Annotated in this window: 14 protein-coding genes, 2 tRNA genes and 1 pseudogene; 3 read left to right on the top strand and 14 right to left on the bottom strand. The window is 67.0% G+C overall.

What is annotated here, in order from left to right:
* Positions 1-5: 5 nt before the first annotated feature.
* Positions 6-1,478, bottom strand: coding sequence for a D-glycero-beta-D-manno-heptose 1-phosphate adenylyltransferase (gene rfaE2, locus ACP7A5_RS05475; RefSeq protein ID WP_426040960.1), 1,473 nt, complete (start codon positions 1,476-1,478; stop codon positions 6-8).
* Positions 1,479-1,727: 249 nt separating this feature from the next.
* Complete coding sequence (gene kdsA / locus ACP7A5_RS05470; RefSeq protein ID WP_426040959.1) at positions 1,728-2,618, bottom strand: 3-deoxy-8-phosphooctulonate synthase; 891 nt, start codon at positions 2,616-2,618, stop codon at positions 1,728-1,730.
* A gap of 93 nt (positions 2,619-2,711) precedes the next feature.
* Here kdsA and ACP7A5_RS05465 point away from each other — a divergent pair, with 93 nt between their 5' ends.
* Positions 2,712-4,169 (top strand): cryptochrome/photolyase family protein, encoded by a 1,458-nt coding sequence (locus ACP7A5_RS05465; protein ID WP_426040958.1) that lies wholly within the window; start codon positions 2,712-2,714, stop codon positions 4,167-4,169.
* Between the two features lie 9 nt (positions 4,170-4,178).
* Here the strand turns inward: ACP7A5_RS05465 and ACP7A5_RS05460 are convergent, their stop codons facing one another.
* On the bottom strand, positions 4,179-5,744 hold the full coding sequence (locus tag ACP7A5_RS05460) for a cryptochrome/photolyase family protein (RefSeq protein WP_426040957.1): 1,566 nt from the start codon (positions 5,742-5,744) through the stop codon (positions 4,179-4,181).
* Between ACP7A5_RS05460 and sseA the strand changes: the two genes are divergently transcribed.
* Entirely contained in the window at positions 5,743-6,579 is an 837-nt protein-coding gene (gene sseA / locus ACP7A5_RS05455) for a 3-mercaptopyruvate sulfurtransferase (RefSeq protein ID WP_426040956.1), read from the top strand. The two genes, ACP7A5_RS05460 and sseA, sit on opposite strands and share 2 nt — an antisense overlap.
* 3 nt (positions 6,580-6,582) lie before the next feature.
* Here the strand turns inward: sseA and ACP7A5_RS05450 are convergent, their stop codons facing one another.
* Positions 6,583-7,911, bottom strand: a complete 1,329-nt coding sequence (locus ACP7A5_RS05450) for a dicarboxylate/amino acid:cation symporter (RefSeq protein WP_426040955.1) — start codon at positions 7,909-7,911, stop codon at positions 6,583-6,585.
* A 48-nt stretch (positions 7,912-7,959) separates the two neighbouring features.
* Positions 7,960-9,072, bottom strand: a complete 1,113-nt coding sequence (locus tag ACP7A5_RS05445; protein ID WP_426040954.1) for an amino acid ABC transporter substrate-binding protein — start codon at positions 9,070-9,072, stop codon at positions 7,960-7,962.
* 106 nt (positions 9,073-9,178) lie between these two features.
* Between ACP7A5_RS05445 and metC the strand changes: the two genes are divergently transcribed.
* Positions 9,179-10,351, top strand: a complete 1,173-nt coding sequence (gene metC, locus ACP7A5_RS05440) for a cystathionine beta-lyase (protein ID WP_426040953.1) — start codon at positions 9,179-9,181, stop codon at positions 10,349-10,351.
* On the opposite strand, the gene ACP7A5_RS05435 is transcribed toward metC, so the two are convergent.
* The 9 genes and pseudogenes from ACP7A5_RS05435 to ACP7A5_RS05395 form a co-directional block, all read right to left on the bottom strand.
* Entirely contained in the window at positions 10,348-10,608 is a 261-nt protein-coding gene (locus ACP7A5_RS05435) for a hypothetical protein (protein ID WP_303695703.1), read from the bottom strand. The genes metC and ACP7A5_RS05435 overlap by 4 nt on opposite strands.
* A gap of 20 nt (positions 10,609-10,628) precedes the next feature.
* Positions 10,629-10,705 (bottom strand) — tRNA-Arg (locus ACP7A5_RS05430).
* 116 nt (positions 10,706-10,821) lie between these two features.
* Positions 10,822-11,127, bottom strand: coding sequence for an ETC complex I subunit (locus ACP7A5_RS05425; protein WP_303695702.1), 306 nt, complete (start codon positions 11,125-11,127; stop codon positions 10,822-10,824).
* A 536-nt stretch (positions 11,128-11,663) separates the two neighbouring features.
* On the bottom strand, positions 11,664-12,071 hold the full coding sequence (locus ACP7A5_RS05420; RefSeq protein WP_426040952.1) for a hypothetical protein: 408 nt from the start codon (positions 12,069-12,071) through the stop codon (positions 11,664-11,666).
* Positions 12,072-12,289: 218 nt separating this feature from the next.
* Positions 12,290-12,366: transfer RNA gene (locus ACP7A5_RS05415), tRNA-Pro, on the bottom strand.
* Positions 12,367-12,433: 67 nt separating this feature from the next.
* The gene (locus ACP7A5_RS05410) at positions 12,434-12,910 is read right to left on the bottom strand and encodes a DUF192 domain-containing protein (protein WP_426040951.1); all 477 of its coding nucleotides are present in this window, start codon (positions 12,908-12,910) and stop codon (positions 12,434-12,436) included.
* Positions 12,911-12,933: 23 nt separating this feature from the next.
* A complete protein-coding gene (locus tag ACP7A5_RS05405; RefSeq protein ID WP_426040950.1) occupies positions 12,934-13,497 on the bottom strand; it encodes a cold-shock protein in 564 nt (187 codons plus the stop codon).
* 178 nt (positions 13,498-13,675) lie between these two features.
* On the bottom strand, positions 13,676-14,698 hold the full coding sequence (locus tag ACP7A5_RS05400) for an IPTL-CTERM sorting domain-containing protein (protein ID WP_426041095.1): 1,023 nt from the start codon (positions 14,696-14,698) through the stop codon (positions 13,676-13,678).
* A gap of 451 nt (positions 14,699-15,149) precedes the next feature.
* Positions 15,150-15,267 (bottom strand): annotated as a pseudogene (locus ACP7A5_RS05395) (IS630 family transposase); the annotation flags it as partial.

The following is a 15,267-nucleotide window of genomic DNA, read 5'->3' as shown; positions in this document are numbered from 1 at the left end:
CCGCATCAGCCGGCCTCTCCGAGGGTGCTCTCGGCCATCTTCTCGATGGTCCGGGTGGTGGAATAGCCGTCGGCGAACGCCGCCAGACGCACCTCGCCGCCCCAGCTCTCGACCAGGTCGCCGCCGACCACCCCCTCGCGGGTGTAGTCGGCGCCCTTGATCAGGACGTCGGGGCGCAGGCGTTCGATCAGGGACAGCGGGGTCGGATCGTCGAAGGAGGTGACGCGGTCGACACTGGCCAGGCCGCCGATGACCACGGCGCGGCTGTCGAGATCGTTCACGGGACGTCCGTCGCCCTTCAGGCGGCGCACCGACGCATCGGTGTTCAGGGCCACGACCAGCCGGTCGCACCAGGATCGCGCCTGGGCCAGGTAGGCGACGTGGCCGCGGTGCAGGATGTCGAAACAGCCATTGGTGAAGCCGACCTTCAGCCCCTGACGGCGCCAAGCCTCGACCTCGGCCGAGAGATCGTCGAGCGCCGTGACCTTGGCCAGGGCCGCGCCGGCGTGCTGGCTCATCTCGGCCTCGATCAGTTCGGCCGGAGTGACGACGGCTGTGCCGCTCTTACCGACCACGACGCCGGAGGCGAGGAGGGCGAGTTGTACCGCCTGTTCCAGCGACGCGCCCGCGCCGAGCGCCAGACCCAGGGCCGCCAGTCCCGTGTCGCCGGCGCCGGACACGTCGAAGACCTCCCGCGCCCGGCCGGGGAAATGCTGGACCGGCTCGCCGCGCCGCATCAGGCTCATCCCCTTGCCGGCGCGGGTGACGACGATCGCCCTTGCGGTTGTGGCGGCCAGCAAGGCCTCCAGCGCCGCCTCGATCTCGGCGTCGGTCTCGACCGGCAGGCCAGTGGCGCCGGCCAGTTCGGAAGCGTTGGGCTTGATCAGGTCGACCGCGCCGTAGCGGGCGAAGTCGCGGCCCTTGGGATCGACGATGACCACGGCGCCGGTGTGCTGCGCCTGCCAGAGAGCCGAGCGGATCAGGCGCTCGGTGACGACGCCCTTGGCGTAGTCGGACAGGAGGATGGCGGAAGCGTTTGAAAACACGTCCTCGCGGGCGAAGGCGCCGACCGCAACCTCCTCCTCATCCAGACGCATCAGCTGCTGGCCGCCCGAGACATAGCGGGTCTTGACGATGGTGCCGGCGGCTTCGGTCCGATCGATGAAATCCTCGATCCGGTCTTCGGCGGCGACCAGCCGGGCCAGTTCCTCACCCGCTGCGTCCACGCCCGTGACGCCGCCCAGCCGGGCCAGACCTCCCAGGGCCGCGACGTTGCGCGCCACGTTGCCGACGCCGCCCGGCATGGAAACCGTGCGGCGAGAGCGCAGCACCGGGATCGGAGCCTCGGGGGAAATCCGGCTGACCTCGCCATAGACATAGCGGTCAAGCATCAGGTCGCCGACACAGGCCACCGTCTGATCGCGCGCGCGGTCGAGCAGGCTTTGCAGGGCGCCGAGGTCCAGGGTGCGATCAACCATGGGTCTGAGCTAAAGCGCCGCGAACCGAGACACAACCGTCCCATTTCTCGACCTTGTCATCCCGGACGGAGCGCAGCGCAGATCCGGGACGGCGAGGCCTCGTTTTCCACCCTCCCGGTCGACCTGAAAGGGCGAACCGGGAGACGGGTTGCCCCGGTTCGGCCGGACGCCGCCCGGGGCCGGGAATGATCAGCGACCCCACGTCCCCGATCTCCGCTTCGCTTCGTCGGGGATGACAAGCGCCCGAGTTCAGGCAGCAGCCTTCATCCGCGCCTTCGACAGGTCGTCATAGGCCAGCAGTTCGGCGGCCAGGCCCTCGAACTCCGACAGGGGCACCATGTTGGGGCCGTCCGAGGGGGCGTGGTCGGGGTCCTGGTGGGTTTCCATGAAGACGGCGTCGACGCCGACGGCCACGGCGGCGCGGGCCAGGACCGGGACGAACTCGCGCTGGCCGCCCGAAGACGTCCCCTGCCCGCCCGGCTGCTGTACGGAGTGGGTCGCATCGAACACGACGGGGCAGCCGATCTCGCGCAGGATCGGCAGGGCGCGCATGTCGGAGACCAGGGTGTTGTAGCCGAAGCTGGCGCCGCGCTCGCAGGCCATGACGTTCGGATTGCCCGCGCCGACGACCTTGGCGATGACGTTCTTCATGTCCCAGGGGGCCAGGAACTGACCCTTCTTGATATTGATCGCCTTGCCCGTCGCGGCGGCGGCCAGCAGCAGGTCCGTCTGGCGGCTGAGGAAGGCCGGGATCTGCAGCACGTCAACGGCTTGGGCGGCCTCGCGGGCCTGTTCCTCGGAATGGACGTCGGTCAGGACCGGCAGGCCGGTGACCTGACGAATCTCGTCGAAGATCGGAAGCGAATCCTTCAGGCCCAGGCCCCGCGCGGCGTTGGCGGAGGTGCGGTTCGCCTTGTCGAAGCTGGTCTTGTAAATAATGCCGACCTTCAGACGCTGGCCGATTTCCTTCAGGGCATGAGCCATCTCCAGGGCGTGCTGGCGGCTTTCCAGCTGGCACGGGCCGGCGATGAAGACGATGCGCGCCCCGCCGCCGATGACGACCGGCGTGGTGATGCCGTGGCCTGACAGGGTGATGACGGAATTGGGAGCGCTCACGGACGGGCCTTCTCTTTGAGACATTCTGACGGATGGCGCATTGGCGATGCCACGCCTATGGGGCGGTGAGGTGGCCCCGCACGCCTTGTTTTTCAACCTACCACGGAGATCCGAGGCGTGACCACTGAAGGCGAGCCCCCCGTCATCCTGTGGTTCCGCCGCGATCTGCGGCTGGCCGACAACCCGGCGCTGAACCAGGCGCATGCGGCGGGTCGTCCCATTGTCCCTGTCTATATCCACGACGAGGGTTCGGCGGTTCGGCGCGAGGGGGCGGCGAGCCTGTGGTGGCTGGACAAGTCCCTGCGCGCCCTGTCGGCAAGCCTGGCGGAGCGCGGAGCGACCCTGATCCTGCGCCGGGGCGATTCGGACGCCGAACTGCGTCGGTTGATCACCGAGACAGGCGCGCAAACGATCTTCATGAACCGCCTGTTCGAGCCCGACGCGTCGCGGCGCGATTCCGATATCGCCCACGACCTGAAGGCCGAAGGCGTCGAATGCCGGGGCTTCAACGGCTCGTTGTTGTGTCGGCCGGGGGCGGTGCTGAACGGGACGGGCGGGCCGTACAAGGTGTTCACGCCGTTTCTGAAGAGCTTGCGCGCGCAGGCGGAGGCGCCGCCACACACGACGGGACCGACGTCCTTCGGGGCGGTCGCGACGCTGGACAGCGACAAGGCTGACGACTGGGGGCTGCACCCCACCGATCCGGACTGGTCCAAGGGGTTCGACTGGACGCCCGGTGAGGCTGGCGCAGTCGAGGCGCTGCGGCGGTTCACATCGTCGGCGCTGAAGACCTACAGCATCGGCCGCGACCGGCCGGCGGAGATCGGCGGCAGTCGCCTGTCGCCGCACCTGCATTGGGGTGAGCTGAGCCCGTGGCGGGCGTGGACCGCAGTCGAGGAGGCGGAGCGAGCGGGCAAGGCGCCCGCGGCCGAGGCGGACAAGTTCCTCGCCGAGATCGGCTGGCGCGAGTTCTCCGCCCATCTGCTGCATCATTTCCCAACCCTGCCGGAGCGGGCGTTCCGGCCGGAGTATGACGCCTTCCCCTGGCTGGATGACGACACGGGCTTCACGGCCTGGACGCGCGGCCTGACGGGGTACCCGATCGTCGATGCCGGCATGCGCCAGCTGTGGGCGACCGGCTGGATGCACAATCGGGTGCGGATGATTGCAGCCTCCTTCCTGATCAAGGATCTGCTCATCGACTGGTGCCGGGGCGAGGCCTGGTTCTGGGACACGCTGGTCGATGCCGATCTGGGGTCGAATTCGCAGAATTGGCAGTGGGTTGCGGGGTCGGGGGCCGACGCCTCGCCCTATTTCCGCATCTTCAATCCGGTCACCCAGGGACAGAAGTTCGATGCCGAAGGGCGGTATGTCCGGCGCTGGGTCCCCGAACTGGCCCGCGTCCCGAACAAATGGGTGCATGCGCCCTGGACCGCGCCGCCCGAGGTCCTGCGCGAGGCCCGCATCCGTCTCGGCCATGACTATCCGAGACCGGTCGTCGATCACGCCGAGGCCCGCGACCGGGCCCTGGCGGCGTTGAAGGCGATCAGCGGCGGCGCACGGGCCGACGACTGACGGGACGCGCTATTCCTGCCTGGGAGCCGCGCCCAATCTGTCACGGGCCGCCTCGGCCTCGTTCAGCAGGGCTGCGCGACGCTCAGGTCCGAAGTTTTCCAGGGTGCGGTAGGGCATGGCGAGTCGAACGTTGTCGCGCAGCCGATTCTGGTTTCGTTCCAGAAAACCCCAGTACAGACGATTGAACGGACAGGCGTTTTCACCTGATTTGGCCTTCACGTCGTACCGGCACGATCCGCAGTAGTCGCTCATCCGGTCGATGTAGGCGCCGGACGCGGCATAGGGTTTCGAGCCCATGATTCCACCGTCCGCAAAGGTGGCCATGCCGCGCGTGTTGGGCATCTCCACCCACTCATAGGCGTCGGCGTAGACCACCATGTACCAGTCGTCGATCTCGTCGGGATGGACGCCCAGCAGCATGGCGAGGTTGCCGGTGACCATCAGCCGCTGGATATGGTGGGCGTAGGCGTGGCTCCGCGTCTGGGCGACGACGTCGGCGACGCAGGCCATGTCGGTCTCGCCCGACCAGTAGAACCCCGGCAGGGTCCGATCGGCGTCGAGGAAGTTGCGCCGCGCATAGTCCGGCATCTTCAGCCAGTAGATGCCGCGCACGAATTCCCGCCAGCCCAGGATCTGGCGGATGAAGCCTTCGACGGCGTTCAGCGGCGCGCGACCCGCGCGATACTCGCCCTCGGCGCGGCGGCAGGCGTCGAGCGGATCGAGCAGACCCAGGTTGATCGAGGTCGAGATCAGTCCGTGCCACATCCACGGATCGCCCCGGACCATGGCGTCCTGCCAGTCGCCGAAGTTGGGCAGGACGTTTGTCATGAAGTCGGCGAGGACGCTCTCGGCCTGTTCGGTCGTCGTCGGCCACCCGAATTCCTCCAGGTCACCGAAGTGATCCGGGAACAGACGCGCCACATCCGTGATGGCCCCCTGCGCGATCTCGTCGGGCGGGGTCCGCAAGCGCGCGGGCGGGCGCAGGCCCTTGGTCAGGCCCTTGCGGTTCTCGGCGTCGTAGTTCCATTTGCCGCCGACCGGCTGGCCGTCGTCGAGAAGGATGCCGGCTTCGCGACGCATCTCGCGATAGAAGAACTCCATCCGCAGCTGGGACTTGCCGGACGCCCAGCGGCGGAAGCGGTCGTGCGGGCAGATGAAGCGACGGTCCTCGCGGATATCGACCGGGACCGCAGCGATTTCCGCAAAGGCCGCGAGCGCCTCGGCCAGCCGCCATTCGCCGCATTCGGTGATCACAACCCCGCTGAAAGCCTGATCGTCGAGCGCCCGGTGCAGCTCACCGACGATCGAATGGGTGTTGGGCGGGGCGTCGATGCGGACGTAGCGCACCGCGACGCCGCGCGCCTCAAGCCTCAGGGCGAAGCTGCGCATGGCGGCGAAGATCAGGGCGATCTTCTGCTTGTGGTGTCTGACGTAGGTGGCCTCGTCATTGACCTCGGCCATCAGGACGACGTCGCGCGTCGGGTCGAGTCCCTCCAGAGCGGACAGGCTGTCGGACAACTGGTCGCCCAGCACCAGACGAAGCCTGGCTGTCGCTCCCGTGGTAGTCTCGATCATGGCCAAACTCCCTGCTTTCCTCACCGCAGCCGAACTTACTAGCGCGTCCGGCGATTCTGACCTTCGGATTCTCGACGCCAGCTGGCATCTGGACGGCACGCCTGCGCGGCCGATCTTCGAGGCGGGGCATGTGCCGGGGGCGGTCTTCTTCGATCTGGAGGCGATCTCGGACCGGGACGACCCCCTGCCCCACATGATGCCGTCGGCTGATCAATTTGGCGAACAGGCTGGTCGACTTGGCGTGTCGGAGACGGACCGGATCGTCGTCTATGACACCTTCGGTCTTTTCACGGCGGCGCGCGCCTGGTGGATGTTCCGCGCCATGGGCTGCGACCGGGTTCAGGTGCTGGATGGCGGCCTGCCGGCCTGGGAGCGCATGGGCGGATCGCTGGAGACCGGGCCCGCCTCGCCCCGCCAGGCCGTGTTCAAAGCCGACCCCCGGCCGGACATGATCGCCGATGTGGCACGGGTCAGGGCGGCGCTGGCCGCCGGAGCGCCGGTGCTCGACGCCCGCGCCGCCGCCCGTTTCGCCGGGTCCGCCCCCGAGCCCCGTCCCGGGCTGCGCGCGGGTCATATGCCGGGCGCGGTCAACCTGCCGTTCGGCGACCTGCTGACGGCCGAGGGACTGATGCGTGAGCCCGAGGCGCTGGAAGCGGCGTTCGCGGCGCGGGGACTGGGCCCTGCGGACAGGCCGATCACCAGCTGCGGCTCCGGCGTCACCGCCGCCGTGCCGCTGCTGGCCCTCGCCCTGCTGGGGCGCGAAGGCGTGCTCTATGACGGGTCGTGGGCCGAATGGGGCGGCCGGGACGACACAGAGGTCGTCACCGGCCCCTGAGAATCAGGCGACGGACGCCACGGTCGGCCGCATTGCGGGCTCCGGCGAAACCGGGTCGTCCTTCTCGCCGCGAGAGACGACGGTCGCCAGCACCAGGTCGCCCGTCACGTTCAGCACGGTCCGGCACATGTCGAGGAAGCGATCGACGCCCAGGATCAGCCCGATGCCCTCGGCCGGCACCCCGACCATGACCAGGATCATGGCGATGACCGGCAGCGAACCCGCCGGCACCCCGGCTGTGCCCACGCCGCCGAGGATGCAGACCAGCATCACCACAACCTGCTGGGTCAGCGACAGTTCGATCTGGAAGAACTGGGCCAGGAACAGCACCGTGACGCCCTCGAACAGGGCTGTGCCGTTCTGGTTGGCGGTGGCGCCGACGGTGAGGACGAAGCGGGCGATCTTGCGCGGCAGCTTCAGCTCTTCCTCAGCCGCCTTCAGCGACACCGGCAGGGTGGCGTTGGACGACGCGGTCGAGAAGGCCACGATCATCGGGCGCTGCACGCCCTTGAAGAAGGTGATCGGGTTCATGCCGCCGCCGATCCAGACGACCAGCGGATAGACGACGAACATGTGGATCGCCATCGCCCCCACGGCTACGCCGACATAGGCCGCCAGTCGCACCAGAAGGTCCCATCCGAACAGGGCCGCCAAGTTGAACATCAGGCAGGCGATCGCGATCGGCGCCAGTTTGATGACCAGGTTGATGAGCTTCATCGTGACTTCGAGGATGCCCTCGATGACGTTCTGCAGCTTGTCGGTGTTGGGGCTCTTGGCCATGACCAGGCCGATCCCGAACAGCAGGGCGAAGATCATGATCGGCAGGATCTGGTTCTCCGACGCCGCCGTGAAGACGTTCGACGGGATCAGCTCCAGGAAGAAGGTTCCGAACTGGACGCTTTCGGGCGCCTTCTCGACGATCGCCGCGGCGCCGTCCGCTCCCTGCGCCAGAAGCAGTTGCGCCAGCGCCGGATCGACACCGTCGCCGGGGCGGAAATAGTTGACCATGCCCAGACCGATCAGCACCGCGATGCCGGACACCACGATCGTCAGGAGCAGGGTCTTGATGCCAGCGCGACCCAGTGATTTCAGGTCGCCCATTTCGGCGACGCCGACGACGAGGGCGGAGAACAACAGCGGGATCACCAGCATGAACAGGAGGCGCAGGAAGATCTGCCCCGCCGGTCCGGTCACGTTCGAGGTCAGCCACTGGACCCAATAAATCTCCGGCCCGATGTACTGATTGACGTACAGGCCTCCGCCCAGGCCGATCACGAACCCGATCAGCATCAACCAGTGGAGCGGAATGCCGCCCTTCTTCGTCGTATCCATTCGTCCCCCGAAAGTCGCCGACTGCGTCCCCGCAGCCGCGCTAGAGCATCATCGCACCGGCAGGCCGTAGATCAGGCCGCCCGGTCTAGCGTTCCATTGTGCATTCAACCCGCGCGCCAGGTCGAGAGGCGATTGCGAACCAAGGTTCCGGTCGAAGATTTCGCCATAGTTGCCGACCCCCTCGACGGCGTCCGCCGCCCAGGTCTTCGACAGGCCCAGTCGCGGGCCGAAATCGCCCTCCGCGCCCAGCAGGCGGCGAACCTGGGGCACGCGCGAGGTTTCTGCCTGCTCATCGACGTTGGTTTGGGTCACGCCCATTTCCTCGGCAAGGATCAGGGCGTTCAGGGTCCAGCGCACGACGGCGGTCCATTGTTCGTCGCCGCGGCGGGTGACGGGGCCCAACGGCTCCTTGGAAATGACGTCCGACAGGACGACGTGCTGCTGAGGGTCCGCCAGGGTGGTGCGTGCGGCGGCCAGGGCCGAGACGTCGGCGCTCAACGCATCGCAATCCTCGCGGCCATAGGCCTGACGCGCGGCCTCCTCGGTCGGCAGGACCACGGCGCGATAGTCGATGCCCCGGCTGCGGAAATAGTCGTCGGCGTTGAGGGCGCTGGTCGAGCCCGCCTGAACGCAGACCCGGGCGCCGGTCAACTCCGTGGCGCTGTTCAGGTTGAGCGCGCGCCGGACCAGGAAGCCCTGACCGTCGTAGTAGTTCACCCCGGCGAAGGCGAGTTGGCCGCCGGTGTCGCGCTCCATGGTCCAGGACGTATTGCGCCACAGGACGTCGATCCGCTCCTCGGCCAGGGCCTGGAACCGGTTCTCGGCCGTCAGGGGCACGAATCGCACGGCGTCCGGGTCACCGAAGATGGCCGCCGCCAGACCGCGACAGAAGTCCACGTCGAAGCCGCGCCACTCGCCCCGATTGTCGGTGTAGGCGAAGCCGACCAGACCCTGGTTGACGCCGCAGTTGAGCCGTCCGCGCCGCTTGATCGCGGTCAGGGTCGGGCTTTCGACAGGCGCGGTCGCCGTCGGGATCGCGCCCGGCCTCGCCTCAGTGACCGGGGCTTCGGCCTCACGATCACGGTCGCCGCACGCGGCCGCCATGGCCAGGGCTGCGAGGCCCGCCATCCGCATCCAGAAAGCCGTGGTTGGTCCGCCCATGGTCTGTCCCGCGTTCGCTGTCGTCCCGACTCTCCCGTCGCGACCCCTTGCGCCCCCGCTGCTTTAGAGGCCTTTGGGGCTTCGTTCGCAACCCGTCGAGGCCGCCATGGATCCGCTTTCCGACCGCACCCGGCTGATCGCGGCGGCGACCCGGCGGGGAGACGGACGCCGTCCGGTCAATCCTCCGATCGAGCGCGCCTCGACCATGCTGTCGGACGCAGTCGGCGACATGCGCGACTCCGGGCTGGGGCCGCTCTACGGCATCGACGGTACAGCGTCGCAGGATGCGTTGAGACGCGCGATCGCCGACCTGGAGGGCGCGGAGGGCTGCTGGCTGGCGCCGTCCGGCCTCGCCGCCATGACCCTGCCGCTGCTGGCCCTGACTAGGCCCGGCGACGAGGTTCTGACCACGGATGCCGTCTATGGACCTGTCCGGCGCTTCCTGACCCGCTACATGACTGCGCGCGGCGTCACGGTCCGCTTCCACCCCGCCGACGCCTCGGCCCAGGAGGTCGCGGCGACGATCTCCGACCGCACGCGGGTGGTCCTGATCGAAGCGCCCGGATCGCTGACGTTCGAGATGATCGACGTTCCCGCCGTGGCCGCCGCCGCCCGTTCACGGGGCGCCCTGACCGTCATGGACAACACCTGGGCCGCCGGACTGGCGTTCAAGCCGCTCGCCCATGGCGTCGACGTCAGCGTCCAGGCCCTGACCAAATACGCCGGCGGCCATTCGGACCTGCTGCTGGGGTCGGTCTGCGCGCGCGACGCCGGGGTCATCAAGGCCATCGCCGAGGCCCATGAGGACATCGGCCTGTGCGTCTCGCCGGACGACGCCTGGCTGGCCCTGCGCGGCCTGCGCACCCTGCCTCTTCGCTATGCGGAACAGGGGCGGTCGATGATCCAGGTCGCCGGCTGGCTGGCGCGCCGGCCAGAGGTCTCGCGCGTGCTTGGCCCTGCCCTGTCCGGCGACCCGGGGCATGCGCTGTGGGCGCGCCACTTCACCGGCGCCGCGTCCCTGTTCGGGGTGGTGATGAAGGGCGGCGATGCGAAGGCCGCCCATGCCTTCCTCGACGCCCTCAGCCTTTTCGGGCTCGGCTACTCCTGGGGCGGGTTCGAGAGTCTGATCACCTTTGAGACGCCGCAGATGGCGTTCCGGGAGAGGCCGCCGACGCTGGAGGGGCCGCTGCTGCGGCTGCACGTCGGGCTGGAGGATCCGGCGGAACTTGTCGCGGATCTGGAGGTCGGGCTCGCCGCCTGGCGGGCTGCCCTGCTCTAGACGCCGATCTCGGGCATCATGCCGGTGACGAACGAGCGCATGCCGGTCTCGGGGCGGAGCATGCCGCGCAGCAGGTTCACCGTCACCGCCGCATGGTCCTCGAACACGAAGCGGCTCTGGGTGAATTTGCAGTTGGCGAACCCGGGCTGTTCCACGCCCTTGAACACCAGCTGCGCATTCCTGAATTCACAGTCGATGAAGCTGTTTCCGTCGAGAAGCTGACGGCCTTCGAGAACCTGATTGCGGATTTCGGCCATGGGGGTCCTTGCTATCGGGATGGCGCGCCCAGCAGGACTCGAACCTGCAACCGTCCGCTTAGAAGGCGGGTGCTCTATCCGGTTGAGCTATGGGCGCGTGTTAGGGAGCGTTAGCCGCACCGCCCGTGCGGCTCAAGCGATGGCTGGTCAATGGCGGAGTTCGCGGCTCAAGTCCTGAGCCGCCGCGCGGCGCGCGATCGCCGCCCTCTTGAATCAGTGCGTCCAGGACTGCTTGCGGGCGGTGGCGAAATTGTCGGCATAGGCCTTGAGGATCACCGGAGGCTCCTGAGGCTCGTGCAGACGGAACGGAATGCCATGGCGTTCGGCGTAGGCGACGGCCTCTTCCTTTGTCTCGAATGTCAGGCGGACCTGGCCGTTCATGTCCGAAGAGCTGGTCCAGCCCATCAGCGGATCGATGGTGCGCGCCGACGCCGGCTCAAAGTCCAGCCGCCAGTCCTTCGACTTGGCCTTGCCTGACTGCATGGCGGTCTTTGCGGGGCGATAGATGCGGGCCAGCATGGGCAGTCTCGTCGGGGGTGAAGAATGGGTTCTATAGCGCGCCGCGACCCACGCCAACCCGTGGCTCAAGCAGCGAAGCGGCGCGCGCTGACCGGCGTCGGCTAAACGGGAATGACATCAAATGCGGAAAAGAGGCAGGGCGCCGGCCTGCCCCCCCCCTGCCTCTTTGACCGAACTTCAGGACCGCGGGCGAAGCGTGCCTTCGGATCTGAACTCAGGTCGAGTGCACTCTGGACCCGTCGCTTCCCGAGGAGGGTCCGAAAGGTCGTATCCCGTCACGATCATCTCGGCAGTACCGCGAGGCAAAGCCACGAAGGCCGTGCATTCGGAAGCGCCGCCTTTACAAGACTTGGCAACGATCCAGTAAGGTTCCGGGCGAGCACCAGGGTACATGCAGACAATGATCGACTCGTCGCTGCTGCCGGCTAACGTCACGACCGGCACCGCGACATTGTCTCCTAAGGCCCACTGCCCCCTCGCTGCTGCGCCCGTTATCAGAAGACTGGCGCCCGCGATTCCGGCCCATCCCACGTATTTCAAAAGAGCCAATCGTCCCCCCCAAAGTTGGTCACGCTGACGAAAGTATCGGGCGCCGAACCGCCTATAAAGCCGGGTGCAAACCCGCTCTCGAAGTCGAGGGCCAAATCGCCTTTGAAGTCGGGTTCCGTACGAGCGCCGTGAGCTGGCTCCACCTCTTCCACGATTTCGCCCGAACTGTTTCTCCAACCACCATCATTGAAAAAACGCAGGGTCTGACCAAAGCCCACGTCCTTGGTGCCATAGTCCCAGTTTCCATCCCCATCGACGTCGATCCACCGCTCATATGGGGCGCTGCCGAAGGTGTACACAACCATGCCGCTCGGGGTCGTGTAGGACGAAAAAGTATCCCCGCTGAACCGCAAATTTACATATTCTGTTACGCGATCTTCTGTCGTCTCCGGCATCGGCAATCCTCCCAAGGTTGCACCCGCAACCCTCACACGAATCTTGTGGGACAGCAAGGCTTGGCGCAGGGTGGTTGCCGTGAAGCCATCGATCGATGGTTAGCGGGCACAGCCGGGACTACCGACCTCAAGAGGCCGCCGGTTTGATCGCCTCAGCCTAATGTGCCGCTCGGTCCAATCGCTGCTGCGCGACAGACGACGCCGAAGTGGAAAGCTGATGGTCGGAGTGAGAGGATTCGAACCTCCGACCCTCTGGTCCCAAACCAGATGCGCTACCAGGCTGCGCTACACTCCGGCGGAGGTGTCTGCCAGCATCCGGCCCAACCTGCAACGGAAGAATGGGCCGCAACGCCAGATCGACCTCAGGGGCGGAAGAAGGGGTGGACGACCTTGTCGCCGGCCTTGGCGCCGATCTCTTCCGCCCGGCCGGCCCTGAGTTCCAGCACGCCATTGGCGGCGCCGTTCGACGGCAGCGGGGCTTCCGAATAGGGGGTGGCGTGGTGGGCGATCGAGACGATGCTGCCCGTCGGGTCGATGTAGAGGATGTCGAGCGAGCTGGGCGTATTGCGCATCCAGAATGACCGCTCCGCGGAATCGGGGAACTGGAACAGCATCCCGCGGTCGTCTGCGAGCGGCGGGCGGAACATCAGGCCGCGCTCGCGCTCCGGCTCGTCGTCAGCGATCTCGACCAGCATCTCGTGCTCGCCCGAGGCGGTGACGATCTTCAGTGCCTCCAGCGGACGACCGGCCTCATCGACGGGTGCGGAGGATCTGGCGCAGGCGGACAGGACCAGGCCGAGGGCCAGGGTTCCGACAATGAGGAGACGTCTCGACAGCATGACCGCCCTTTCGGGGCGACCGATCAGTCGCCCGGTCTGATTTCCGCGACCACCAGACCCTTGGGCCCGTCGGCGAACCGCACCGCGACCGTCTCGCCGGGGACCAGATCGTCCAGTCCGCAGCGACGCAGGGTCTCGATGTGCACGAAGATATCGCCAGGATCGGTCGCGCGCACCACGAAACCGTAGCCCTTGGTGCGATTGAACCATTTAACGGTGGCCACCTCGAGCACGCCGGCGGCTTCGGCGTCCCCCGGCTCGCGGATTGCACGCGAATCCGCCCGCATCCCTTCGTAGCCGGATCGCCGCGCCGGCGCCTCGACCTCGCCTTCGCCCAGGTCGTGCACCTGGACCACCTGCCAGCCCTTGGGGCGGCGCGCGCAGTCGCATTCGATCGGAGCGCCTTCGCCCGCACTGTCCCAGCCGCCGTCCCTCAGACTGCTGATGTGCAACAGAACGTCCTTGGCCCCGGTCTGGGCCGGGTCATCGGGCACGATAAAGCCGTAGCCCTTGCCCGCATCGAACCATTTTACCCGGCCGGCGATCCGGACCATGTCCGGCGCGTCCAGCCCCTCGTAGTCAGACACTTCAAACCCCCCGCCCGCTCTCCCGACGGACGGTTATGTTTAACACGGTTCTGTGAACGCGGGAAAACCAAAAAACGCCGGTTTCACCCGCATTGCGGGGCCGGAACTTGTAACCAACGCCTTGCGGACGGGCGCAAGGCCCGACCTAGGCGCACTCTTTGGGGGGCCTGGGTCGGACTCAGGAGCAGACGGCGTAACGGCGCTGGACGATGAGAACCGCGCCTCCGGCCAGCAATAGCGCCATCAGAATGGTCGCCCAGGTCGACAGCGTCGGAACGGACGCTGGAGGCGAGGCGACGGGGCTGACAAACCGGCCGAAGCCCGCAGGGTTCGTTCCCGCGGCCACGGTGGCTGTCACCACATTGTCCGATGTCCGGATCACGGAGACGTTGGCGGAGTTGAAGTTGGCCACATAGACGCGCGAGCCGTCCGGAGTCACCGCCACGCCGAGCGGACTGCTCCCAGCGCCCACGGTGGCGGTGATCACATTGTCGGACGTGCGGATGACCGAAACGCCGCCCCCGAAATTTGCGACATACATCCGCGCTCCATCAGGGGTCGCCGCGACGCCGTAAGGAAGGGACAGTCCCGCCACGGTGGCGGTCACCACATTGTCCGAGGTCCGGATCACCGAGACCGTGTTGGAATTGAGGTTGGCGACATAGACGAACGCGCCATCGGGGGTGACGGCGACCCCGCGCGGACTGCTTCCGACGGTCACCGTGGCGACCACCGCATTATCCGAGGTTCGAATCACCGAGACCGTCCCGGCCCCGGAGTTTGCGACATAGACCCGCGATCCATCGGGGGTCACCCCAACGCCGAAGGGCGCCGCCCCGACCGGCACCGTGGCTGTGACTGCATTGTCCGAAGTTCGGATCACCGAGATCGTGCTGGAATTGAAATTGGCCACATAGGCGAAGACGCCGTTCGGCGTGACAGTAACGCCCTGGGGCCCGGCTCCGACGGTCACAGTGGCCGTCACCGTATCATCCGAGGTTCGGATCACCGAGACGCTGCCCGAGTTCTGGTTGGCGACATAGGCGAACGCGCCGCCCGGGGCCACGACGACGCCGCGCGGACCGGTTCCCACCCCCACCGTGGCGGTGACGGCATTGTCCGACAGCCGGATCACCGAGACGGTGTTGGATCCAAAATTGGTGACATAGGCGGACTGGGCGGCGGATGAGGTGGAGGCCAGTCACGCAAAAATGCACGTCAGCCAGAGGCCGACGGAAACCGGTACGCGCATGAAGATAGCCTCCGGCAGTCCGCGTGCTGCGGCTGCCGCGCGACCATCGGCGCATTCACTGCGGTGTCAATCCAGGGGCGCCCGAAAGGGGAAAATCAAGGACGCGGCGCTGGCCGGTCAGGATCCCGCCGCAACGGCGGACCCATCGATTTAGGAATGCCCCGCGTGGCAGTCCCTAGTGTAGGCCGTTTCAGTGGTCGCGGGCATTTGCGCGATTTGAAGCTAGGGGTGCCGCGTTTGGCACCCTCTAACAGCGGCTTTTGGCACCCCTTTGGCACCCCCTTGAAATGCCGATAGGCCGCTTATGGTGGCTATCTCAACGAGTCCAAACGGGTGTGCCAAAGGGTGCCAACAAAAGTTCCTCTCAGTTCAACAGCAACAGAACGACAAGCGCTGCGGCCTAGTGGATTGATTCCATCACTTGGTGCCCGCGGTTAGCGGCGGCGATGATTTTGTCTGGATCGGCGGTCCAGACGAAGGGTTTGGGCTGCTGATTGTGATCGACGACGAAGCGGTTG

The organism is Brevundimonas sp. TWP2-3-4b1 (genome assembly GCF_049897665.1).
GTDB classification, from domain to species: domain Bacteria; phylum Pseudomonadota; class Alphaproteobacteria; order Caulobacterales; family Caulobacteraceae; genus Brevundimonas; species Brevundimonas subvibrioides_B.
The sequence above is the reverse complement of the archived record's forward strand: the minus strand, read 5'-3'. Positions and strand labels throughout refer to the sequence as shown.